The sequence below is a fragment of the Nocardia sp. NPDC051052 genome, assembly GCF_044456045.1.
Classification (GTDB): domain Bacteria; phylum Actinomycetota; class Actinomycetes; order Mycobacteriales; family Mycobacteriaceae; genus Nocardia.
In genome coordinates this window covers 229,172-252,262 of sequence record NZ_JBITFL010000010.1, presented here as the reverse complement: position 1 = coordinate 252,262, position 23,091 = coordinate 229,172, and the positions used below count along the sequence as shown (strand labels likewise).

At 68.8% G+C, this 23,091-nt stretch carries 22 protein-coding genes; 8 read left to right on the top strand and 14 right to left on the bottom strand.

The features are described 5' to 3' along the window. Positions 1-11: 11 nt before the first annotated feature. Together ACIBCN_RS31810 and ACIBCN_RS31805 are read left to right on the top strand one after the other, a co-directional pair. Positions 12-1,157, top strand: coding sequence for a glutamate--cysteine ligase (locus tag ACIBCN_RS31810; protein WP_396995383.1), 1,146 nt, complete (start codon positions 12-14; stop codon positions 1,155-1,157). Positions 1,158-1,319: 162 nt separating this feature from the next. Continuing rightward, the gene (locus tag ACIBCN_RS31805; protein WP_396995535.1) at positions 1,320-2,624 is read left to right on the top strand and encodes a DUF5933 domain-containing protein; all 1,305 of its coding nucleotides are present in this window, start codon (positions 1,320-1,322) and stop codon (positions 2,622-2,624) included. A gap of 60 nt (positions 2,625-2,684) precedes the next feature. Here ACIBCN_RS31805 and mnhG read toward each other — a convergent pair whose 3' ends face one another. The 13 genes from mnhG to ACIBCN_RS31740 form a co-directional block, all read right to left on the bottom strand. Further along, on the bottom strand, positions 2,685-3,020 hold the full coding sequence (gene mnhG / locus ACIBCN_RS31800; RefSeq protein ID WP_396995382.1) for a monovalent cation/H(+) antiporter subunit G: 336 nt from the start codon (positions 3,018-3,020) through the stop codon (positions 2,685-2,687). A 46-nt stretch (positions 3,021-3,066) separates the two neighbouring features. Continuing rightward, positions 3,067-3,327, bottom strand: coding sequence for a monovalent cation/H+ antiporter complex subunit F (locus ACIBCN_RS31795; protein WP_379284312.1), 261 nt, complete (start codon positions 3,325-3,327; stop codon positions 3,067-3,069). Next, a complete protein-coding gene (locus tag ACIBCN_RS31790) occupies positions 3,324-3,869 on the bottom strand; it encodes a Na+/H+ antiporter subunit E (RefSeq protein ID WP_396995534.1) in 546 nt (181 codons plus the stop codon). Before ACIBCN_RS31790 ends, ACIBCN_RS31795 begins: the two co-directional genes overlap by 4 nt. A gap of 73 nt (positions 3,870-3,942) precedes the next feature. Further along, complete coding sequence (locus ACIBCN_RS31785) at positions 3,943-5,523, bottom strand: Na+/H+ antiporter subunit D (RefSeq protein ID WP_396995533.1); 1,581 nt, start codon at positions 5,521-5,523, stop codon at positions 3,943-3,945. Positions 5,524-5,552: 29 nt separating this feature from the next. Beyond that, a complete protein-coding gene (locus tag ACIBCN_RS31780; RefSeq protein WP_357385137.1) occupies positions 5,553-5,936 on the bottom strand; it encodes a Na(+)/H(+) antiporter subunit C in 384 nt (127 codons plus the stop codon). Next, positions 5,933-8,863, bottom strand: a complete 2,931-nt coding sequence (locus tag ACIBCN_RS31775; RefSeq protein WP_396995381.1) for a Na+/H+ antiporter subunit A — start codon at positions 8,861-8,863, stop codon at positions 5,933-5,935. The genes ACIBCN_RS31780 and ACIBCN_RS31775 overlap by 4 nt, the downstream gene beginning before the upstream one ends. A 112-nt stretch (positions 8,864-8,975) precedes the next feature. After that, positions 8,976-10,319, bottom strand: coding sequence for a hypothetical protein (locus ACIBCN_RS31770; RefSeq protein ID WP_396995380.1), 1,344 nt, complete (start codon positions 10,317-10,319; stop codon positions 8,976-8,978). A 78-nt stretch (positions 10,320-10,397) separates the two neighbouring features. Beyond that, on the bottom strand, positions 10,398-12,698 hold the full coding sequence (locus tag ACIBCN_RS31765) for an AAA family ATPase (RefSeq protein ID WP_396995379.1): 2,301 nt from the start codon (positions 12,696-12,698) through the stop codon (positions 10,398-10,400). Between the two features lie 38 nt (positions 12,699-12,736). Beyond that, the gene (locus ACIBCN_RS31760) at positions 12,737-13,177 is read right to left on the bottom strand and encodes a hypothetical protein (RefSeq protein WP_396995378.1); all 441 of its coding nucleotides are present in this window, start codon (positions 13,175-13,177) and stop codon (positions 12,737-12,739) included. 86 nt (positions 13,178-13,263) lie between these two features. Further along, entirely contained in the window at positions 13,264-13,617 is a 354-nt protein-coding gene (locus tag ACIBCN_RS31755; protein ID WP_396995377.1) for a UBP-type zinc finger domain-containing protein, read from the bottom strand. Then, positions 13,614-15,125, bottom strand: a complete 1,512-nt coding sequence (locus ACIBCN_RS31750; RefSeq protein ID WP_396995376.1) for an ATP-binding protein — start codon at positions 15,123-15,125, stop codon at positions 13,614-13,616. Before ACIBCN_RS31750 ends, ACIBCN_RS31755 begins: the two co-directional genes overlap by 4 nt. A 15-nt stretch (positions 15,126-15,140) precedes the next feature. Beyond that, complete coding sequence (locus ACIBCN_RS31745) at positions 15,141-16,808, bottom strand: FAD-dependent oxidoreductase (protein WP_396995375.1); 1,668 nt, start codon at positions 16,806-16,808, stop codon at positions 15,141-15,143. 67 nt (positions 16,809-16,875) lie between these two features. Further along, positions 16,876-17,040 carry a hypothetical protein gene (locus ACIBCN_RS31740; RefSeq protein ID WP_396995374.1) on the bottom strand — a complete coding sequence of 55 codons (165 nt, stop codon included), beginning with the start codon at positions 17,038-17,040 and terminating at the stop codon, positions 16,876-16,878. A gap of 207 nt (positions 17,041-17,247) precedes the next feature. Between ACIBCN_RS31740 and ACIBCN_RS31735 the strand changes: the two genes are divergently transcribed. Beyond that, positions 17,248-17,703, top strand: coding sequence for an SRPBCC family protein (locus tag ACIBCN_RS31735; protein ID WP_396995373.1), 456 nt, complete (start codon positions 17,248-17,250; stop codon positions 17,701-17,703). A gap of 78 nt (positions 17,704-17,781) precedes the next feature. Further along, a complete protein-coding gene (locus ACIBCN_RS31730; protein ID WP_396995372.1) occupies positions 17,782-18,510 on the top strand; it encodes an SIMPL domain-containing protein in 729 nt (242 codons plus the stop codon). 46 nt (positions 18,511-18,556) lie between these two features. On the opposite strand, the gene ACIBCN_RS31725 is transcribed toward ACIBCN_RS31730, so the two are convergent. After that, positions 18,557-19,594 (bottom strand): beta-ketoacyl-ACP synthase III, encoded by a 1,038-nt coding sequence (locus ACIBCN_RS31725; protein WP_396995371.1) that lies wholly within the window; start codon positions 19,592-19,594, stop codon positions 18,557-18,559. Positions 19,595-19,855: 261 nt separating this feature from the next. On the opposite strand from ACIBCN_RS31725, the gene ACIBCN_RS31720 reads away from it, so the two are divergent. The 4 genes from ACIBCN_RS31720 (at position 19,856) to ACIBCN_RS31705 (ending at position 22,997) form a co-directional block, all read left to right on the top strand. Continuing rightward, positions 19,856-20,128: a GlsB/YeaQ/YmgE family stress response membrane protein gene (locus ACIBCN_RS31720; protein WP_396995370.1), complete on the top strand. Its 273-nt coding sequence runs from the start codon at positions 19,856-19,858 to the stop codon at positions 20,126-20,128. Positions 20,129-20,230: 102 nt separating this feature from the next. After that, positions 20,231-20,965: a phosphatidylserine decarboxylase gene (locus tag ACIBCN_RS31715; protein WP_396995369.1), complete on the top strand. Its 735-nt coding sequence runs from the start codon at positions 20,231-20,233 to the stop codon at positions 20,963-20,965. Beyond that, complete coding sequence (locus tag ACIBCN_RS31710; protein ID WP_396995532.1) at positions 20,965-21,864, top strand: CDP-alcohol phosphatidyltransferase family protein; 900 nt, start codon at positions 20,965-20,967, stop codon at positions 21,862-21,864. The genes ACIBCN_RS31715 and ACIBCN_RS31710 overlap by 1 nt, the downstream gene beginning before the upstream one ends. Before the next feature lie 62 nt (positions 21,865-21,926). Next, the gene (locus ACIBCN_RS31705; RefSeq protein ID WP_396995368.1) at positions 21,927-22,997 is read left to right on the top strand and encodes an RNA polymerase sigma-70 factor; all 1,071 of its coding nucleotides are present in this window, start codon (positions 21,927-21,929) and stop codon (positions 22,995-22,997) included. Positions 22,998-23,091 lie beyond the last annotated feature (94 nt).

The following is a 23,091-nucleotide window of genomic DNA, read 5'->3' as shown; positions in this document are numbered from 1 at the left end:
CAGGAGCCGATATGGCCGGGGCAGGCAGAGAACACGTTCCCTTCCATGGATCGCCCCGGCCCACCATAGGCATCGAGTGGGAGATCGCACTCGTCGACAAGGTGAGCCGCGATCTCTCGAATACCGCTGCGGCGGTGTTCGATTCGCTGGGCGACCTGCACGCGCACGACGGCACCCCGCAGGTGACCAAGGAGCTGTTGCGCAATACGGTCGAGCTCGTCACCGGTGTGCACGAGACCGTCAGCGAGGCGGTCGACGATCTGCGCGGCACCATGGACGCGGTCCGGCGCGCCGCCGACCCGCTCGGCGTCGACCTGTTCTGCGCGGGCACCCATCCGTTCGCCCAGTGGTCGGCCCAGCAGCTCACCCGCTCGGAGCATTACGACGAGCTGATCGAGCGCACCCAGTGGTGGGGCCGCCAGATGATGATCTGGGGCGTGCACGTGCACGTCGGAGTTTCGCACCGGGACAAGGTCTTTCCGATCCTGAACGCGCTGCTGATGCAGTACCCGCATCTACTATCGCTGTCCGCGTCCTCGCCGATGTGGGCGGGCGCGGACACCGGTTACGCCAGCAACCGGACGTTGATGTTCCAGCAGCTACCCACCGCCGGGCTGCCGTTCCAGTTCGAAAACTGGCAGGGCTTCGAGCATTTCGTGCACGACCAGTTCAAGACGGGGGTGTTCGAACAGCTCGGCGGCATGCACTGGGACATCAGGCCCGCGCCGAAGTGGGGGACGATCGAGGTGCGGGTGTGCGACGGGGTGTCGACCCGCGCCGAGCTGGCCGCCATGGCCGCGCTGATCCACTGCCTGATCGTCGACCTGGACCGCAGGCTGGAGGAGGGCGAGACGTTGCCCTCGCTGCCGCCGTGGCACGTTCAGGAGAACAAGTGGCGGGCCGCCCGCTACGGGCTCGACTCGATCATCATCGTCGACGACAAGAGCAACGAGCGGCTGATCACCGACGACGTGACCGACCTGCTGAACCGATTGGAGCCGACCGCGAAACGGCTCGGCTGCGCGGACGAATTGGCGTTCGTCGCGGAGATTCCGGAGCGAGGTGCGTCATACCAGCGGCAGCGAAAAGTCGCCGCGGCGGCGCAGGGTGATCTGGTCGCGGTGGTAGACGCGCTGGTCAAGGAGCTCGAGCAGTAATTCGCCCGGTGGGCTCGGTTGCCGAGTGTCCACCCACCCGTCGGCTGTCGTCCTCTAGTGTTCAGCCGCTCAGTGGGATGGCGTTCACCCCCCGTTTACTATGGTCGAGTGCTTGTCGAAGACCCGGGACCCAGAGTAGGAAGTGCCGCTCCTCGGTTGCGTGTGCCGCCGACCCGGGTGTGGGTCGCGGCGGGCGTCGCCGCGGTGCCGGTACTGCTGATCGCGCTGCAAATCGTGGCGATGCGCGAAGGGTTCCAGGGCCCGCTGGGCAGCCTGTGGCAGGACTACGTCGGCACCCCCAAGTCGATGTCGGTGCCGTGGGCGGGCTTGGTCCTTGCGCTGGTTGGTATTTCGACCCGGCGCCGGATCGTCGCGCTGAGTGCGGCCGTGGCCATCGACGTGGTGTGGCTCGGCGTTCGGCTGCTGGCCGGTGCGTCGTTCGCGATCGGAAACGGCCCGGTGATCGTGCTCACCGGGCTCGCGGTGTTCGCCTGGCTGCGCTGGGACGGGATCGAACGGCGCAACGCGCTGCATGCCGCCGCGCTCGGAGCGTTGCTCATCCTCGCCACCAAGGTCGGCGACGTGTGGTTGCACGTCACGGTGCTGAGCAGGCCGACGGTGCTCGACGAATACGTGCTGCTCGCCGATCACGCGCTGGGCGATCCGTCCTGGGTGCTGGGCCGGGTGCTCGACGTGCTCGGACCGGTCGTCTACGGGGTGCTGCACTGGGTCTACATCGAGTTGCCGGTCGCGGCGATCGTGGTGGCGGTGTGGCAGCTGCGCCGGGTGGTGTCGAGTGGCCGTTGGCCGACCCACTATCTCGTGCGCACGTTTCTGGTGCTCGGGCTGGTCGGCCCGATCGTCTATGTGGTCTTCCCGGTGGTCGGGCCGATGTTCGCGTTCGGCGCGGACGGGCACGGCCTGCAGCTCGGCAACTATTGGCCGAGCGTGGTGCCGCCGCTGGACCGCAATCCGATGCCGATGGCATTCGACTCGGCGACCCCGCGCAACTGCATGCCGTCCATGCACACCGCCTGGGCGCTGTCGGTGTTCCTGCACACCCGCCGCGACACCGACGGCGGTCCCGCGCCGAGCCTGGTCCGCTGGGGCGGCGCGTTCTGGCTGCTCGCGACGGTGACCGCGACCCTCGGCTTCGGCTACCACTACGGCGTCGACCTCGTCGCGGGCGCGGTGCTGTGCCTGACCGTCGAGTCGGCACTGCGCGATCCCGAACGCGGCTGGGGCTGGTTCCGCATCCGCCTCGTCGCCGGCGGCACCGCGGTGCTGGCCACCCTGCTGCTGTCCTACCGCTACCTGGCGGTCGCGATGGCCGAATACCCAGTCCTCGCAGGCACCGTCATACTCGCACTACTCGCGGCCCTGGCCGCCGCCTTCCACGCCACCTGGTTCGCCGGCCAGCGCCAGACAGCGGCATCCCAGCGCGAGGTCGAGACCGCCGCGCACTGAACTGAACTATTCGTAGGGGTGACGGCAAGCCACGATAAAGGTTGTTGAATCGTGGCGGGCTCAGTCGATGTCGTGATAGCCGAGTTCGTTGACGGTGAGTAGGCCGTCGCGGTGGCTTTGTTCGCGGTAGGCGGTGCGGCTGATCAGGTGGGCCACTACCGGGGCGGTGAGCAGGGTGAAGAGGCCGACCAGGACGAGGGCCCAGACGTTGCCGTGGCCGAATAGTTCGATGCCGGCACCGGCCAGCACCAGGACCAGGCCGATCACTTGGGGTTTGGTGGCGGCATGCATGCGGGTGAGAGTGTCGGGGAAGCGCACGATCGCGATGGACGCGGTCAGTGCCAGGGTCGCGCCGAACAGGATGAGGGCGCCGGAGATCCACTGCCACACGGTCATCGGTCGCCTCCGCTCTGAAATGTCTTTCGTGCCAGCATCATTGGGTTCACTGTTCGTCCTTCACGCGGAAGCGGGTGACGGCGGCCGAGCCGAGGAAGCCGACCAAGGCCAGCGCGATGATCGCCGGAATGATCGTGGTGTCCTCGCTGTAGGCCGCCCAGACGGCCAGCCCGGACGCGGCGATCGCCATCAGCGAGTCGATGCCGACGATCCGGTCCAGGGTGCTCGGCCCGGCCAGAATGCGATAGCTGGTGATCACGGCGGCGGCCGTCAGCAGTACGCCCGCGATGATGGCGACGACGGTCATGGGGTCACCTCCGGGGGCCCGGCCGGGGTGGACCGCCATTCGGAGTGGCGCTCGAACGACGAGATGAGCAGCTTCTCCAGGCGCCGGGTCGTCCGGTAGAACTTGTCCACCGCCGCGTCGCTGCTCACATCGAGCACGTGCACGTAGACGACGCAGCGGCGCCGATCGATCTCCAGCACCATGGTGCCCGGTATCAGGTTCAGCAGGTCGGTGCACAGCACAAGCACCAGATCGGACTTGGTGCTCAAATAGACGCGCAGCACCCCGGAGACCGGCGGCGGCGCGGGCCGGATCGCGAACCAGGCCACCTGCAGGCTGGATTCGATCGCGTAATACGAGGCCACCACGATCAATTCGACCATCGACAGCGGATGCAGCCGCCCGTTCACCGGCACCCTCGGCAGCGGCAGCGCGACCATGATCAGCGCCCCGACCGCGAGCCCGGCCAGCAGATTGGCGATGCTGAGGTCGCCCCACAGCGCGATCCAGACCACCGTCAGCCAGCTCAGCACGCCGACCCGCACCACGGTCTCGCGACTCACCCCGCTCATACCCGCACCTCGCTGGCGCTCGGCTCCGGCATGCGCGATGCGCACGGGCACACGCTTCGCGCGCTCATCGACCCGCTCCCGGCTCAGGGGTCGAATCACCAAGTACCGCAGTGATATACACGCCAGGATCCCGCAGATCCGCGGCCGCCCGATCGGCGATACGCAGGATCGGGCCCGCGAGCACCGTCAGGCTCAGCCCGACCGCGACCAACGCCGCTGTCGAGCCGACCATCAACAGCGGCATCCGGCCGGGATGCGTGCGCTCGTCGTAGAGCACATCCGTCGAATCCTCGATCAGTGACGGCGTTTTCGCGGCGGTGAGGTGCCCTTCGGGTGCCTCCACCCGGGGACGCCAGAAGGCCTTGCTCCACACCCGCGCGATGGCGTACAGCGTGAGCAGGCTGGTGAGCACCGATCCGGCCACCAGCGTCCAGGCCAGTACGCTGCCGTCCTCCGCGCCCGCCTGCAGCAGCGCGACCTTGCCGATGAACCCCGAGAACGGCGGAATACCACCGAGATTCAGCGCCGGAATCAGGAATAGCACGGCGAGTAAGGGACTCGCCGTGGCCAGTCCGCCGAGCCTGCGCAACGAGGTCGAGCCCGCCTGCCGCTCGATCAGCCCGACCACCAGGAACAGCGCGGTCTGCACCAGAATGTGGTGCGCCACATAGAAAACCGCGCCGGACAGCCCGGCCGCACTGGCCAGCCCGACCCCGAAAATCATGTACCCGATGTGGCTGACCAGGGTGAACGACAGCAGTCGCCGGATGTCACTCTGCGCGATCGCGCCGAAGATGCCGACCAGCATGGTGAGCAACCCGCAGACCAGCAGGATCGAGTCGAATTCACCACCGGGGAACAGCAGCGAATGCGTCCGGATGATCGCGTACACACCGACTTTGGTGAGCAGCCCGGCGAACACCGCGGTCACCGGCGCGGGCGCGGTGGGGTAGGAGTCGGGTAGCCAGTTCGACAGCGGGAACACCGCCGCCTTGATGCCGAACGCCACCAGCAGCACCGCGTAGATGGCCGTGCGGGTGCCCTCCGGCACCGCACCGATCCGCTCGGCCAGCTGCGCCAGGTTCAACGTGCCGGTGGCCGCGTAGGTCATGCCGATGCCGGTCAGGAAGATCAGCGACGCCAGCATCGAGACCATCACATACGACACGCCCGCGCGGATCCGTTCCTCGGTGCCGCCGACGGTCAGCAGCACGAACGACGCGGCGAGCAGGATCTCGAAGCCGACGAACAGGTTGAACAGGTCACCGGCCAGGAACGCGGCCGAAACACCGCCGGTCAGCACCAGATAGGTGGGCCGGTAGATCGAGGTCGGCTGCCGCTCGTCGCCGTCGCGAATGTTCTGTCCCGAACCGTAGATCGCGACGGCGAGCAGCACGATCGAGGAGACTAGCAGCATCGCCGCGGACAGCCGGTCGACCACGAGCGTGACGCCGATCGGGGTCTCCCAATTACCGACCTGCAGCGCGGTGGTGCCGTCGCGGTCGGCCAGATACAGCAGCAGCCCGCAGATGACGACGACGGCGGTGAGCGCGCCGAGCATGAGCGTGCGCTGGGTCCGTGGCCTGCGCCCGAAGACCAGCGTGCCCGCGGCCGCGAGCAGCGGCACCAGCACGGGCAGCGGCATGAGGATCGGTAGCAGGCCGGGGGAGAGGTTCAATCTTCCGGGTCCTCTCGCTCGCGCCTGCGGGCGATATCGACGTCTTCCTGGTCGTTCTCGACATCGTCGGTGGTGGTGATGGTGTAGGAGCGGTAGGCGAGCGCGAGCACGAACGCCGCGAGGCCCATGGTGATCACGATCGCGGTGAGCACCATCGCCTGCGCGAGCGGGTCGGCCGTGTCCCGGTGCGTGGTGTCGGTCTGGCCCTGGATCGGCGCGCGGCCGTCCGGGCCCGCGAGGGTGATGATCAGCAGGTTCACCGCGTTGCCGAACAGGATCATGCCGAGCAGCATCTTCGACACCGCGCGCTCCAGGATCAGGTACACCCCGCAGGCGACCAGCACGCCGATGACGATGAGCAGCGTCAGGTTGGCGGTCATTTACCGGAACCTCCTGCCGTGCTAGCGGTTTCGGTCACCGCGAGCTCGCTGTCGAGTCGCGCGCCGAGGCTGCGCAGCACGTCGAGCACCAAGCCGACGACGATCAGATAGACACCGAGATCGAAGATCAGCGCGGTCACCAGCTTGATGTGCCCGAGCAGCGGCAGCGTCACCTCGAAGACCGCCGAGGACAGCGGGGGCGCGCCGAAAAACAGTGAGCTGACGGCGGTTCCGGCGGCCAGCGTCAGCCCGGCCCCGAGCAGATGGCCCGCGTCGACCGGCAACGCCTCGCCGAGTTCGTAGCGGCCGCCTGCGAGATAGCGCAGCGTCAGCGCGAGCCCGGCGGTGAGCCCGCCCGCGAAACCGCCGCCCGGCGCGTTGTGGCCGGAGAAGAAGAAGTACACCGACAGCACCATGATGGTCGGGAACACCAGCCGGGTGGTGATCTGCATGACCATCGAGCGGTCGGCGCGATCGACCAGTCGCCCGGCGGGCAGCCAGCTCACCAGATCCGGGTCGTAGTGCGGGGAATCGGCGGCGCGCGGGGCGCTGCCGAACCGGCGGCTGCGGAACACCAGCGAGGCGACGCCGGTCGCGGCGACCACGAGCACCGAGATCTCGCCGAGGGTGTCCCAGGCGCGGACGTCGACCAGGAGCACGTTGACCGCGTTCTTGCCGCCGCCGAATTGGTAAGCGGCGTCGGGGATTCGGTGCCAGATCGGTTCGGCGGTGCGGGCGGCGACGGCGAAGGCGCCGAGCACCGTCACGGCCGCGCCGACCAGCGCGGCCAGCACCGCCCTGCGCGCCTTGAACGGGGTGGCCCGGCCCGCCTCGATCTCCGCGGGGAACGCGCGCAGCACCAGCACGAAAATCACCAGGGTCAGTGTCTCGACCAGGAATTGGGTCAGCGCCAGATCGGGTGCGCCGTGCAGCGCGAAGATCACGCCGCAGCCGTAACCGGTGACCCCGACGACGAGCACGCTGGCCAACCGGTTGCGCAATACCGTCGCGCCGAGCGCCATCGCGATCAGGATGCCGCCGATCACCGCCTGCAACGGCGAATCCCACAGGCGCAGTTGCACTCCGGTGCGGGTGCCGAGGGCGAGCAGCACGGTCGGCAGGATGATCAGCGTGCCGAGGATCGTCGCCTGACTCAGCGGCAGCGACCCGCGCTGCACCGCACCGGTCATCCGCAATGACAGCTGGTCCATGCCGCGCAGGGCCGCGTCGTAGGCGCGGTCCGCGTTGCCGAGCCGCGGCCGGGTGGGATCCCGGAGGCGATCGCGCAGCTGGAACAGAGCGACGCCGCCCGCGATGATCGCGACCGTCAGTGCCAATGGGACCGTGAAGCCGTGCCATAGCGACAGCGAGGAAAGAAGATCCTCGGAAAACGTTTCCGCGTAGGGGCTCAGGAGACGATCCGTGCCCGGTGCCGCCAGTCCCGCGGCCACGCTCGTCACCGCGAGCACCGCGGGCGCGGCCAGGAACAACGCACTCGGCGGGTGCCAGCCGCCGTCGTTGAGGCTGTGCGTTCCATCGCCGGAATCCGTTGTCGGCCCGGCGCTTTCGGTGGCATAGTCGGAGACTCTGCGGACCCGATGCGCGCCGTGTGCGGTCGGCCGCGCGACACCCTGCTTGTCCGCGAAAGCGCCCCAGACGAAGCGAATGCTGTAGCCGACGGTCAGCATCGACCCGAGCACCACGCCGACCGCGAGCGCCACCCGCGCGGGCCCGGCGAGGGTGTCCGCGTCCAGGATCGCGCCGAGCGCGCTCTCCTTGCCGACGAACCCGACCAGCGGCGGAATCCCGGCCATGCTCAACGCGGCGAGTATCGCGATACCGCACAGCACCGGGGCCCGGCGGCCGAGCCCGGACAGCCGGCGCAGATCGCGGGTGCCCGCCCCGTGATCGATGATCCCGACGACCATGAACAGGCACGCCTTGAACATCGCGTGCGCCACGATCATCGCCACTCCGGCCAGCGCCGCGTCCGGCGTGCCGATGCCGACCAGCACGATCAGGAAGCCGAGCTGGCTCACCGTGCCGAAGGCGAGCACCAGCTTCAGATCGGCCACCTCGAGCGACCGCAACCCGGCCAGCAGCATCGACGCCACCCCGAGGGTGAGCACCAGCGGATGCCAGACCGGGTTCTCCGCGAACACCGGCGCCAGCCGTGCCACCAGATACACGCCGGCCTTCACCATGGCCGCGGCGTGCAGATACGCGCTCACCGGCGTCGGCGCCGCCATCGCGCCGGGCAGCCAGAAGTGCAGCGGCACCACCGCGGACTTGCTGAGCGCGCCGATCAGGATCAACACCACCGCGACATTCACCGCGAGCCCGTGCGGCGGTTGCGCGCGCGCCAGCAGATCGGAGAGCAGGTAGCTGTGGTTGGTCTCGCCGAGGATGATCAGCCCGACCAGCATCGCCAGCCCGCCCGCCGCAGTGACCAGCAGCGCCTGGATGGCCGCGCGCCGACTGTTCGCCTGCTCGGCGTTGTGGCCGACGAGCAGGAACGACAGTACCGTTGTCACTTCCCAGAAAACGAAGAGCAGCAGCATGTTGTCGCTGGTCACCAAACCGAACATGGCTCCGGCGAAGCCGACCATCTCGGCCGCGAACACTCCGAGGCGCGGCTCGTCGTCCTCGAAATATCTGGCGCAGTAGCAGAGGATCAGCGCACCGATGCCGAGGACAAGGGTCGACATGATCGCGGCGAGCGAGTCGAACCGCAGATCGATGTTCATCTCGATGCTCGGCGCCCATGCCAGCCGAACCCGCTGTGTGCTACCCCAATTCGCGACGACCCAGACCAGGCCGCCGAGCGGGACCAGGGCAAGCACGTAAAAAGCGTTGCGTCCCAGTGCCCTTACCCACAGCGGTGCGACGAGCGCGGCTGCGGCGAGGGCGAGCAGGATTGCGAGCAAACTGCACTCCGTCGGGTAGGGGCGGCGGGGTGGTGCGGGACAATCTTACGTGGAGCCTGGGGATTTCCGCGTGCTCGTCGGGTATGGCGTCGGGTACATGACGCCGATGGGGCTATATGTCCGCTAACGCCTCGTCGGCGGCCGGTTGCGCCCGCCCGGCCGGTCGGAAGTGGTGCAGCACGGCTAGACCGACCGCGCTGCCGAGCACGATGGCGAGCGCGGCCCGGCCCGGCGTCGTGTCGTGCGCCGCGCTGTCGGGCAGATGCCAGCTCTTGTTGTCGTCCGGCAGCACGGAAATGGCCGTCGGCAGGTAGAGGGCGGCCAGCGCGAGCACGCCGCTCGGGGCGAACCGCGGCCGGGCGGTGGCGCAGCAGTAGCCCGCGGTGAGCGCGAGCACCGTGCTGCCTGCGGCGAACAGGATCCAGTTCGCGTCCGAGGGGGTGAGGATCGCGAAGACCGCGATGCAGGCAAGCAGGGCGACGGCTAGCGGTACCGAGGGCCGCCGGGCGCCGATGAACAGGCCGCCGGCGGTCAGCGCGAGCAATAACCAGACGCTCCAGCCGGGCCGGCCGGCATAGCCGAAGGCGTCGGCGGCCGCGGTCAAACTGACCGCGAGATAGACGCCGTACCCGTCGCGGCCGGGCAGCAGCATGGCCGCCGCGGTCGCGGCGAACACGGTGGCGGCGGCGGTGAGCCCGATATCGACCGCGTGATCGAGGGCGGGCGCGTTGGTGTACTGCCGTTGCAGCCATTCGGTGACCGCGAGAATCACCAGGGCGAGCACCATCGCCGCGAGGATCGGCGCCACCGGCAGCTCGATGGACAGTCGCGCGGGCTCGGGCTCGCCCGATTTGGACCGATTCCGCAGGGTGCTGAGGAGCAGCAGCACCATCGCCAGCCCGATCAGCCAGCTCGGCGGCGTCTCCAGCACGTCGAACGGGTCGTCATCGATGTCGAGGAAATCGGCGAGGTCACTGAACACGAAGAAGCCGGCACAGCCGAGCGCGAAGCCGCCGGCGAGCACCGGCTTGCGCAGCGCGGCGACACCGAGCCCGCCGAGCAGGATCCCGGCGCACGCCGCGTCGACGTAGTTCTGTGTGGTGAGCATGTCGGCAGACGAGACATGGCGTCCGGCAATGTGATTGACCAGCTGCGCGACGGTGCCGAGCAGGGCGATCGCCCATGCCGTTGCCGGGCGAAAGGCGGTGCCGACCAGCACCGCGACCGCGACCGCGACGATCACGCCGATGGCCGCGCCGCGCGGCACGCTGTCCCACAGGTTGGTGATCTGATACGGCGTGCTTTCCCGGATCGAGGAGAAGGTGACCGGCAGGAACAGCGTCACACCCGCGACCGCGGCGCCGAAGAAGGCCGTGACCGCGTCGAACGCATCACCCATCCGCCGCACGTGCCGAACATACCTGCGCGCGAGCGGCGAATCTGTGATTGCCATCACTTAGCGAGCGCATGTCGAAATGGGCGAAATGCCAGAAAGCCGCAGTTTACGGTGAGTTCGCCACCCGGTCGACGGGCGCTAGAGGTACCGGCCCTCACTGCCCGTCGGCTGACCCCTCGTCTCCGCGTACCGGCGCAGCGACTCGACCTGCAGCGCGTCCAACGAGGGCCGGACCGTCGCGCGCGCGGCCGCCACGTCGGCCGCGGTGACGTCGGCGGCGTCGAGGTCGCGGCGCATCGCGGTCAGCGCGGCCTCGCGCAGCAGCGCGGCGCAGTCCGCCGCGGAGTAGCCGTCCAGCTTGCGGGCCAGCGCGGCGAGGTCGACGTCGCGGGCCAGCGGCACCGAGCGGCCCGCCGTGCGCAGGATCTCCAGCCGGGCCGCGCCGTCCGGCGGCGGCACGAAGACCAGCCGCTCCAACCGTCCGGGGCGCAGCAGCGCCGGGTCGATCAGCTCCGGCCGGTTGGTCGCGCCGAGCACCACCACGTCGCGCAGCGGTTCCACCCCGTCCAGCTCGGTGAGCAGCGCGGCGACCACCCGGTCGCCGACGCCGGCATCGCCGCTCTGGCCGCGCCGCGGCGCCAGCGCGTCCACCTCGTCGAGGAAGATCAGCGACGGCGCGGAATCGCGTGCGCGCTGGAACAATTCGCGCACCGCGCGTTCGGAGGAGCCGACCCACTTGTCCATCAGCTCGGCGCCCTTGACGGTGTGCACGCTGAGCTGGCCGGTGCTCGCCAGCGCCCGCACCAGGAAGGTCTTGCCGCAGCCGGGCGGTCCGTAGAGCAGCACGCCGCGCGGCGGGTCGATGCCGAGGCGGGCGAACGAATCCGGGTGGCGCAGTGGCCATAACACCGTTTCGGTCAACGCCTGCTTGGTCTCCACCATGTCGCCGACCTCGTCCAGCGTGAGGCTGCCGATGGCAGGCTCGTCCATGCCCGAACGCGACAGTGGCCGAATCACTTGCAGCGCGCCGAGCAGGTCCGGTTGGGTCAGTTGCGGATCGGTGTGCTCCTTGCTGGCCCGCGACGCGGCCCGCAGAGCCGCCTCCCGGCACAGTGCGGCCAGGTCGGAGACCACGAAACCCGGTGTGCGCGCGGCGATGTCGTCCAGCTCGAGCTCAGCCGTCGGCACTCGGCGCAGCAACTGCTCCAGCAATGACTTGCGCACCGCGGCGGTGGGCAGCGCGAGGGCGAGCTCACGGTCGCACAGGTCGGGCGCGCGCAGCCGGGGGTCGATCCCGGCGGGGTGCGCCGTTGTGGCCAGGAAGGCGACGCACGGCTCGGCGACCGCGGCCCGCAGCTGATCGAGGATGAGCGTGGCGACCGGCTCGGCCTGCGCGGGCAGCAGCGCGTCGATGTCGGTGATCAGCAGGATGCCGCCCTGCCCCGAACACACATCGGCCACCGCCTCGGCCACCTCGCGCAGCCGGGTGCCGCCCTCCGCGGCCCCGATCGTCGGGCCGTCCAGCTCGACCATCCGGCGCGGTGCGGTGACCGCGCGGGCCAGGGTGGCCTTGCCGACGCCGGCCGGGCCGGTGATCAGGACCCCGAGACGCGGTGTGGCGCCGAGGGTTTTGAGCAGTTCGGGCTCGTCCAGGGCGAGGCTGAGCCACTCCGCGAGCTTCGTCGCCTGGCCGTGCGCCCCCGCCAGATCCTTGACGGTGATCAGCGGATCGGTATCCCGGACGGCCGCGCGCCTGCCGTCCGGCGCGCCGTGCGTGGCCGCCGCGCCGTCGAACGCGGCCGCCTCGATGGCGCCGTGCGAGGCCTCGCCCGCGGGAATCGGTGCGCCGGCCAGCGCCCGGTCGGCGGCGTCTCGCGCCGCGACCACCCCGGCACCCCAGATGACGGCGGTGTTCGGTTGCACGCTGACCGGGCCACGCAGATCGGTGGCGGTGACGGTGAGCAGCTCGGTGGTCCAGGCGATGCCGAAGGTGCGCGAAAGTGCTTGGGAGGCAGCGGCGGAGCTGATTTCCGGGCCGAGATCGCGGGGCAGCAGCGAGACCGTGTCGCCGACCGTCACCACCTTGCCGAGCAGCGCCTGGCGCAGCGTCGCGGCCGGGATGGTGCGGGTGGCGTGCACCGAGCCGCTCACCGAGATCTGCTTGGCGCCGTACACCGTCACCGGCGCGACGACCACCGTCGCGTCCTCACGCAGCCCCGCATTGGACAGCGTCACGTCGTCGAGCAGCGCGACCCCGGCCGGGGTGTCCGCCGGAGCCACCCCGACCACCGCCGCGGTGCGGCGCGCACCGACCAGCGCGATGCCGTCCCACTCGCGCAACCCGAGCGCGGTCAGCGCCTCCGGGTGCAGCCGCACCACGCCACGGCGGGCGTCGGCAGCGGAGGGGTTGAGTCGAGCGGTGAGCGCTAGTTCTGCCACCGTGCCATTCTGCCGCGCCGACGCGGGGATGGCGGGTGCTACTTGTTCTTGGGGACGATCCCGGCGGCTTGGGCGACCGGGGTCTCGGCCACACTGCCGGAGAGGCAGACCAGCTTGGCGGTGCCGAGCGCGACATTCGGACTGCCGGTGAACGTGCTGTCCGGGTTGGCCGCGAGGATCTGCTCGATCACGGCCTTCTCCGCCTCGGTGTCCAGTTTCTTGAACTCGCCGCAGGTGGTCTTCGCCGGATCGGTGGACGCTGGAGTCCCCGGCTGCTCGGCGGTCGGCGGGGCCGGTGTGCCGGGGCTCGACGCCGCGGCCGGGGTCGACGGCTTCGCGGCCGGCGCGATGGCGCTCGTGGTCGAGCCGCCCTTGCGCAGTCCGTTCGCGTCGGCGGAATCGTTCGAGGACTGGCCGCAGCCTGCCAGCAGCAAAGCCACCGTCCCGGTGACCAGGACGATGGCGGAAGTTCGCTTCATACCGTGCTTTCCCCGGTGGATCTGTGTCTGGTTGCAGAGCCGGCGCACCCGGCACATCGGGTGCAGCGTACCGGGTGCGCGGGGTTTCAGTGGATGTGTGCCTGCCAGTCCGCGGGCACCCTGTTGCGCGGGCCGGGGGCGCCCTGGTCGGCCGGGTGGCTGGTCGGCGGCGCGAGTTCCGGTCCGTCGCCGTACATTTCCTCGGTCGCGAAGTTGTAGAACCAATCCTCGCCCGGCTCGAAGCTCTGAATGAACGGGTGGCCGGTGTCCTTCGCGTGCAGGGTGGCGTGCTGGGCGGGCGAGGTATCGCAACAGCCGATGTGGCCGCACTGCGCGCAGCGGCGAAGATGCACCCACCAGCCCTGGGCGGCATCGCATTCCACACAGCCCGCACCGCTTGGCGGCACCGCGGTATCGATACCCTCGAGCTCCTGCGTCATCGTTGACCTCCTGAAGTGGTTTCGGGTTCGGGCTGATTCTGCTCCGCCGGGTCGTCCGGGACGCGATTCAGCGGCAGCCACACGGTGAATCGGGTGTTGCCCGGCTCGGAGTCGACCTGGATGTCGCCGTCGTGCTTGTTCACCACGATGCGGAACGAGATGTCCAGGCCGAGTCCGGTGCCCTCGCCCATCGGCTTGGTGGTGAAGAAGGGCTCGAAGATGCGGCTGCGCACGTCCTCCGGAATGCCGGGCCCGGTGTCGCCGATTTCGATGACGGCGCAGTCGTTTTCGTGCCTGGTGCGGACGGACAGCGTGCCATGGCCGCCCATCGCGTAGACCGCGTTGTCGATCAGGTTGGTCCACACCTGGTTCAATTCCGCTGCGTAGCAAGGCACCTGGGGTAGCGAGCGGTCGTACTCCTTGACCACCTCGACCCCGTCGCCGATCTTGCGGCTGAGCATCACCAGCGTGCTGTCCAGCAGGTCGTGGATGTCGACCACCTGGAACGGTGCCCGGTCCATCTGCGAATACTGTTTGGCCGCATTGACAAGCGACGAGATACGGGTGGTCGAATCGGCGATCTCGTTCATCATCAGCTCGGTCTCGATGGTGTAGTTCAACCAGCGGATCGCACCCTCGAACACCTGATCCGTGCAGCCTTCGAGGGTGGCGGACACCCGTTCCAGCCAGTCGACGTCGAAGCCGGCCTGCACGAAGTTCGGCGCGAGGCTCCAGCCGTCGATCATGCCGTGTTCCTCGAGCCAGTCGCCGAGCACGTCCTCGCGATCGGCGGCCTCCATCGGCGTCAGCTCCGGTGCCTTCGCCACCTGCGCGGCGGCCTCCTCCTGCAGACGCACCAGCGCGCCGAGGGAGGCGGTGTCGAACTTGCCGTCCGCCATCATCGCCAGCTTGTGCCGCATGCCCGCGACCCGTTCGCGCAGGCCGGAGGTGGCTCGCACCGCGGCGGCCGCGGGGTTGTTCAGCTCATGGGTAAGGCCCGCCGAGAGGGAGCCGAGGGCGAGCAGCCGCTCGCGCTGGCCGACCCGCGCGTTGGCGTTGCGGTTGCCGAAGAACACCCCCTCCAGCAGGTGCACCGCCATCGGGAACCATTCCTGCACCATCTGGGCGAAGATCGCGGCGTCGAGCACGAAGAACCGCGACGGCACGGTCACCTTCAGGGAGCCGTTGTAGGTCTGGTCGACCTTGTCACCGATGTAGGCCATCCAGGCGCCGGAGTAGGCGCCGTGGTGCTGGGTGCGGACCAGCTCGATCTCGGTGCCGCCGGACAGCTTGGTCAAAACGACCTCGCCCTCCATCAGCACGTAGAAGCAGGTGGCAGGCTCGCCCTCGCGGAAGACCAGCCCCGGCTCGATGGTCTCGATCCGCCCGTCCCGGCACAGCCAGTCCAGCTGTTCGTCGTTGAGCTTCTCGAACAGGAACAGGGTACGCAATTCCGCTGGGTCACAGACCATTCGGCTGCTGCGGTCCGCGTTTTCCGTTGAATTCATTTGCCAGCCTCCTGGTTAGGCTAGGTACCGGTGTACGAGCATGACCGCCATCGCGCCCTCGCCGACCGCCGACGCGACGCGCTTGGCCGAATCGGCGTGCACGTCGCCCGCCACGAAAACGCCGGGCACGTTTGTTTCCAAATGATGAGGCGGCCTTGGCAATTCCCAGCCCGCCGGGCGTGCGCCGTCGACCATCAGATCCGGTCCGGCCAGCACATAACCGGCCTCATCGCGCTTGACCATGCCGTCGAGCCAGTCGGTTTGCGGTGCGGCGCCGATGAACAGGAACAGACGCTCGGCCTCTGCCTTTTCCTCGGTGCCGGACTCGTTGTCGCGCAACACGATCTGCTGCAGGTGCTCGTCGCCGTCGGCGGCGATCACCTCGGTATTGGTGTGCACCTTGATATTCGGCAGCTGCGCGATCTGCTGGACCAGGTAGTGCGACATCGAGTTGTCCAGCGAGCCGGACCGCACCACCAGATGCACCGTCTTCGCGTTGCGCGACAAGAACACCGCCGCCTGGCCCGCGGAATTCGCGCCGCCGACGATGTAGACGTCGCGGTCGGCGCATTCGGAGGCTTCCGTCATCGCCGAGCCGTAATACACACCGCGCCCGGTGAAGTCGTCGACGCCGCGGGCGGGGTGCCTGCGATAGTCGACGCCGGTCGCGATGATCACCGTGTGCGCGCAAAGCTTGCCGCCGTCGGCGAAGCGCACCGTGCGCGCGGAACCGTTCACCTCCAGCGCGGTCACCTCCCGGGTGGTGATCACCTCGGCGCCGAACTTCGCGGCCTGTCGTCGCGCCCGGTCGGCCAACTGGCCGCCGGACACCCCGTCCGGGAAGCCGAGGTAGTTCTCGATACGCGAGCTCTGCCCGGCCTGACCGCCGGTCGCGGTGCGCTCGACCAGCACCGTGCGCAGGCCCTCGGAGGCGCCGTACACCGCCGCGCCGAGGCCCGCCGGTCCACCGCCGACCACGATCAGGTCGTAGAAGTCGCCCGTCGCGTTGACGGTGAGCCCGACGTTCTGGGCGAGCTCGTTGTCCGACGGCTGCACCAGGGTGTCGCCCGCCGCGGTGATCACCACCGGGCAGCGCTCGGGATCGGCGCCCGCGGCCTCCAGCAGCCGCGCGCCCTCCGGCTCGTCGGCCAGGTACCAGCGGTAGGGCAGTTGGTTGCGGGCCAGGAACTCGCGCACCTCCGAGGAGCGCGGTGACCAGCGGTTGCCGACCACCTTGGTCTCGGTGACCGGCCGGTGCTCGCTGCTGCGCCAGGCGTCGAGCAGGCCGTCCAGCACCGGGTACAGCTTTTCCTCCGGCGGGTCCCACGGCTTGAGCAGGTAGTGGTCCAGGTCAACCACGTTGATCGCGTTGATCGCGGCGCTGGTGTCGGCGTAGGCGGTCAGCAGCACGCGGCGGGCGAACGGGTGCAGGTCCATCGCCTGCTCGAGGAATTCGATGCCGTCCATGCCCGGCATCCGGTAATCGGCGATCAAGACGGCGACCGGCTGGCCGCGCAATTTCATCTCACGCAGCGCGTCGAGTGCCTGGGCGCCCGATTCCGCGCGCAGAATCCGGTATTCGGCGCCGTAGCGGCGCCGCAGGTCGCGCACGACGGCTCGGGAAACCCCGGGATCGTCGTCGACGCTCAGGATGGCCGGTTTCGTGGCAGCGGGTGAAGTCACCTCACGAGTATGAATCGTCGGTGCAAACCGTGTCGTCGGTGTTTCACTCGTGGCGGACAGGACCGCGTCACAGCATGTGGTGCCGGATCAGGTCGAGCTCGTTGGGGGTGAGCAGCCGCTCGAGCTTCTCGGGGGACGGGCCGCGCGCGGGCGGGCCGCTATCGGACTCGTCGGCGGGCAGTAGCGGCACATGGTCGGCGTGCCGACGGTGTAAGAGGGAGCGCAGGTTCACGGCCGGTCACCTCACGTTTGACGGAAAGATTTCTGGAGGCAGTGTCTTTGCTTCTTCTATCCGGCATTGTGCGCTGGCTATTACGAAGATCGCCGGACAACATGCGGGATGTGACCCAACTGTCTTCCCGATTAAAATGCGCATAACTCATCACACGCGCTCGGCCGGGCACCTGTCGGTTCGTTCGCATGAATCCCGGAGGCAGCGTTGCCGAAGAATCTCGAAGCCACCATTGATATCGCCGCGCCGCCGGAGCGAGTGTGGGCGGTGGTCGCGAATGTCAAACGGATGCCCGAGTTCAGCCCGCAGTGCGTACGGATGCTGCCGCTCGGCACACCCAAGGCAGGCACCTGGGTGCTCAACCTGAACACTGACGGCAAGAAATACTGGCCGACCACCGCGCGCATCGTGCGCTACGAGCCGAACCAGGTATTCGCCTTCAAGATCAACGAGAACCGGTCGATCTGGAGTTACACCTTGGAGCCGACCGAGACCGGCACCCGGCTGATCGAGCGCCGCGACGTGCCCAACGGCACCACCTGGTTTTCCCGCAAGTCGATCGACGCCGCGCTCGGTGGTGAGGTGCCATTCGAGGAGGCGCTGATTCGCGGTATGCACGAAACGCTCGACAAGATCAAGGCCGTGGTCGAGACGCACAACTAGTTCGACTTCGCGTGACCGGTAGGGGCGGGTGTCGACCGCAGCGATTCGGCGTGTTCACGTTCGGCGGGCCGGGGTTGGGTGCGTAAGTTGCCGAGTATGCGAATGACGCGCTGGTCCGCGGCAATTGCCGCACTCGCGGCGACCACCGCTCTGGTGGCGGGCTGTGGCTCCGCCGATTCGGGACCTGAGCGCGAAGTCACCGTGGTCGGCAGCGGTCAGGTGCGCGGCGCTCCGGACATCCTGAATGCCGATATCGGTGTCGAGGTGACCGCCGACAATGTCTCGGCCGCGATCGCCCGCGCCAACGACCGGGCCAGGGCGATGACCGACGCGATCGTCACCGCGGGTGCGACCAAGGAAGACGTGCGCACCACCGACGTCTCCATCCAGCCGCAATACGCGGGCGGCACCGACGGCGCCAACACCGTCGTCGGTTACCGCGCGAGCAACTCGGTCCGCGTCGTCGTGCGCGATCTGAGCAAGGCGTCCGGCGTGCTGGACAGCGCGATCAAGGCGGGCGGCAACGAAACCCGGTTGCGCTCGGTGTCTTTCGCGATCGACGACAATTCGCAGCTGCTCGCCGACGCTCGGGCACGCGCATTCGCCGACGCCAAGGCCAGGGCGGAGCAGTACGCGGTGCTCGCGGGCGTGAAGCTGACGAAGGTCATCACCATCTCCGAGGCGAACAGCCGCGACGACAACAGCGCCAAGATGTCCGCCCGGGACGCGGCACCGCAGTCGGTGCCGCTGGAACCGGGCACCCAAACGGTGACCTTCACCGTGAAGGTCACCTGGGGGCTTGGCTGATCTCGCGCGGACGCGGTCGCTGATCTCGCGCGGACGCGAAGACTGATTACGCCGTGATCGCGAACTTGGGCAGCGTAACCACCTGCGCCGCATAGGACAGCCCCGCGCCGAACGCGATGAGCAGCGCGGTGTCACCCGGCTTGGACTGGCCCTTACGCAGCATCGCCTCCATGGCCAGCGGGATCGACGCGGCCGACGTATTGCCGGCCTCCTCGATGTCGTTGGCCAGCGCGCAGTTTTCCGGCAGCTTCAGCACCCGCGCCATGATCTCGATGATCCGGCCGTTGGCCTGGTGCGGAATCATCGCGTTCAGGTCGTCGGTGGACAGGCCGGCTCGGTCGACGGCGTCGCGGCATACCTTCTCCAGCGAGTGCGCGGCCCAACGGAATACCGCCGTGCCCTCCATCGCCAGGTAGGGGCGCACCGCGTCGGTGCCCTTCTCCTCGATCTCGCGGAAGAACTCGACCCAGTCCTTGTCCTGCCGGATCGCGTGATGCTGGGTGCCGTCCGAACCCCACACCGTCGGCCCGATGCCCGGCTCGGCGGCCGGGCCGACGATCACCGCGCCCGCGCCGTCGGCGAACAGGAAGGCGGTCGAACGGTCCTTCGGATTGACGGTGTCGGTGAGCTTCTCCACGCCGATCACCAGCACGTGCCCGGCGGTACCACCGCGAACCAGGTCCGACGCCAGCGCGAGCGCGTGGCAGAAGCCCGCGCAGCCTGCGGAGACGTCGAAGGCCGCCGAGCCGTTCATGCCGAGTTCGGTCGCGATCCGCGGTGCGGCGGCGGGGGTGAGCAGCAGGTGGGTCGATGTCGCGACGATCACGCAATCGACCTGGTCGACCGCGATGCCCGATGATTCCAGCGCGCCCTGCGCGGCGGCGACGCTCATGCTCTGGACGGTCTCCGACTCACCGGCGAAGCGCCGGGTCTTGATGCCGGACCTGGTCTGGATCCACTCGTCGCTCGAGTTGATCGGACCCGCCACCTCGTCGTTGGTGACGACTCGAACCGGGCGGTATACGCCGAGCCCGAGGATCGCCGTGTGCTCTGCCCCGGTGGTCTGGGCGATTCGAGCAACCATGTGCGTCTCCTATGTACCTGCGGCACCGCCGCCGGGTTGTCCCCGAAGCCTCGAAAATGGATCCCTCATCGGCCGCCACCTACGGAGCCGTAGACATGAGGCCCCCTCATATTAGCCCGAGGATCGGCGTTTCGCCGTGCGTATTCTCACAAACGCCGGGTATACGCCGGTTAGCATGCTGAAAGCTCAGTCCAGCGTGCCCAACTATGTGTCTGCCGTCTTTCCGCTTGACGGACGGTAGGCGCGGATTGCGAGGACACCATGCTCGGTCTCGGGATTATCGGGTGGATCATCATCGGCGGTCTTGCCGGGTGGATTGCCAGCAAGATCATGAAGACGGACGCCCAGCAGGGCATTCTGCTGAACATCGTCGTCGGCATCGTCGGCGGCCTGCTCGGCGGTTTCCTGCTGAAGCTGCTCGGCGTCGACGTCGAGGGCGGCGGCCTGTGGTTCAGCTTCTTCACCTGCATCGCCGGTGCGGTGATCTTGCTGTTCCTGGTCGGTCTGGTGACGGGACGTCGAGTCCGAAGCTGACGACACCGTGCCACAGGCTCCTTTCCCGTAAGGTGTGAACGCTTGCGCCGGTCCTATGGTTGACGGCGCGATCCGACTGCATCTAGCACGAAAGAGGAGCCTGTGGCCCGCCGTCCCACGCCGCCCGGCACGCCTGACCGCACCGGAGTCGGCCACGTCGCCGATCTGGTTCGCAACGCGATTCCCCCGCTGCATCCCGCCGGGCTTCCGTTCGTCGCCGCCCCGCTCGCGGTCGCTGTCCTCGGCGGCAAGCGCAAGTGGGTGCGCCGGACAGGCCTGCTGGCCGCCGCCGCGTGCGCGACATTCTTCCGGCACCCGAACCGGGTGGCGCCGAACCGGCCCGGTGCCGTTGTCGCGCCTGCCGATGGTGAGATCGCCCTTGTCGACACCGCCGCACCGCCCGCGGAATTGGGTCTCGGCGATCAGCCGGTGCCCCGGGTGAGCATCTTCCTTTCCGTGCTCGACGTGCACGTACAGCGCACGCCGGTGTCCGGCGTCGTGCGCACGGTGCTGCATCAGCCCGGTCAGTTCCGTTCGGCGGATCTGCCCGAGGCCAGCTCGGTGAACGAGCGCAACACCATGGTGCTGGACACCCCTGCCGGGCAGCAGGTGATCGTGGTGCAGATCGCGGGCCTGCTCGCCCGCCGCATCGTCTGCGACGCCAAGGTCGGCGACGTGCTGACGATCGGTGATACCTACGGGCTGATCCGCTTCGGCTCCCGGGTGGACACCTACTTCCCGGCGGGCACCGAGCTGCTCGTCGAGCCGGGGCAGCGCACCATCGGCGGCGAAACCGTCCTGGCGGTGCTCGGGTCCGCCTCATCCACCGCTTCATGATGGAGGCGGCTGCTCCGGCCAAGCAACGGCGCCGCCCGATCCGGCTGCTGCCGAGCGTGGTGACCATCCTGGCGCTGTGCTCCGGACTGTCCGCGGTGAAGTTCGGCCTGGACAATCGCCTCGACCTCGCGCTCGCGATGGTCGGCGCCGCGGCCGTGCTCGACACCCTCGACGGCCGGCTGGCCCGAATGCTGGACGCCACCTCCAAGATCGGTGCGGAGCTGGACTCGCTCTCCGACGCCATCTCCTTCGGCGTCGCGCCCGCGCTCGTGCTCTACGTGACGTTGCTGCACACCGAGACCGCGGGCTGGATCATCGCCCTGCTGTTCGCGGTGAGCATCGTGCTGCGGTTGGCCAGGTTCAACACCCTGCTCGACGACGACACCCGGCCGGAATGGTCGCGCGAGTACTTCGTCGGGGTGCCCGCTCCGGCCGCTGCGCTCATCGCGATGGTGCCCGTCGCGCTGTCGGTGCTGTTCGGTGACGGCTGGTGGGTCGGCTTCTACGCGGTGGCCGCGTGGACCGTGCTCGCGGCGGCATTGGCCGTCAGCACGGTTCCGACGCTGGCCATGAAGTCGGTGTCGGTGGCGCCGCAGGCGGCCGCCGGGTTGCTCGTGCTCGTCGCGCTGGCCGCGGCGCTGCTGGTCACCTATCCGACCGTGCTGCTGCTGATCCTGGTCGCGCTGTACCTGGTGCACATCCCGTTCGCCTGGCACTCGCAGCGCTGGGTCGCCGCCCGCCCGGAAACCTGGACGCACAAGCCCGCCGAGCGTCGCGCCCAGCGGCGTGCGCAGCGCCGCCCGGTGATCCGGCGCCCCGCCATCCGCGGCTCCACCGCCCGGCTGCGGTTGCGCAGGCCAGGCGGCAAGCAGCGGGGTACCAACGACCTGTCCCGCTGAAGCTGTTTCCTACTGGGATTTCTTAAGGTCTTGAAAAGCCAGGGCGAGAATGCTCTTGGAGCATGGGCACTCTGGCGGCAGTGGGTGGCTTCGGCTTCAGCGGGTGGGGTATCGGCGGTTTCGGTGCCGCGAGATTCGGCCTGAAGCGGTTGCTCGGAATCGCGGATTCGGTGAAGGCCGAACATCTGCGGTTGCCCGCGCGGGCGAGCGGTACGGTCATATCCGGCGGGCGGGATCGGAAGAAGGTAGCGGTGGAGCCGGACGGTTTGGGCGTATTCGTGACGCATCGTCCCCGGTTGTTCGCGCTCGCCTACCGGATGCTGGGCTCGGCCGGTGAGGCCGAGGACGCCGTGCAGGAGACCTATCTGCGCTGGGATGCCGCCGACCGCAGCAGGATTCGGTCCGCCGAGGCCTGGTTGACCACCGTGCTGGTGAATCTGTGCCGCACCTGGCTGGTGTCGGCGCGGGCGCGCCGGGAGACCTACGTCGGGCCGTGGCTGCCCGAGCCGGTGTCCACCGAACGCGGTGAGCTCGGCCCGCTGGAGACCGTGGAAGAGCGCGAACTGGTGTCGTTCGCGCTGCTGTCCACGCTGGAACGGTTGTCGCCGGTCGAGCGGGCGGTGTTCGTGCTGCGCGAGGCGTTCGGTTACGCCCACCGTGAGATCGCCGACATGCTCACCATCAGCGAGGCAAATTCGCAGCAGGTCTATCGGCGGGCCGGGGTGCGGGTGCGAGAGGGGCGGGCGCGCTTCGACATTCCGAACGAGTACGCGGGCGAGCTCATCAAGCGGTTCCTGAAGGCGGCGCGCACCGGGGACATCGAGTCGCTGGAGCAGATGCTGACCGCCGATGTCGTCTCCATCGCGGACGGCGGCGGTCAGGTCAACGCGGCCCGGCGCCCGGTGGTCGGTGCGAAGAAGGTCGCGCGGTACCTGTCCGGCCTGTTCCGGTGGGAGGTCCCCGGCATGGAGATCCTCATCGAGGAGGTCAACGGCGCGCCCGCCGCGGTGGCCCGGTCGAACGATGTGCCCGTCGCCGTCGTCGCGGTGGAGTTGGTCGATGGCGCGATCGCCACGCTGCGGCTGGTTGTCAGCCCGGAGAAGCTGGCCTTTTTCGCCAGGTCGGCGGGATAGTGACGTGCTTCACGGCGCGTAGTTGTCATGGACGGTGGCGCTATTCGGTCTGAAGGGTGTCGGCCGAATCGAAAAAGGAGCTACATCATGACCG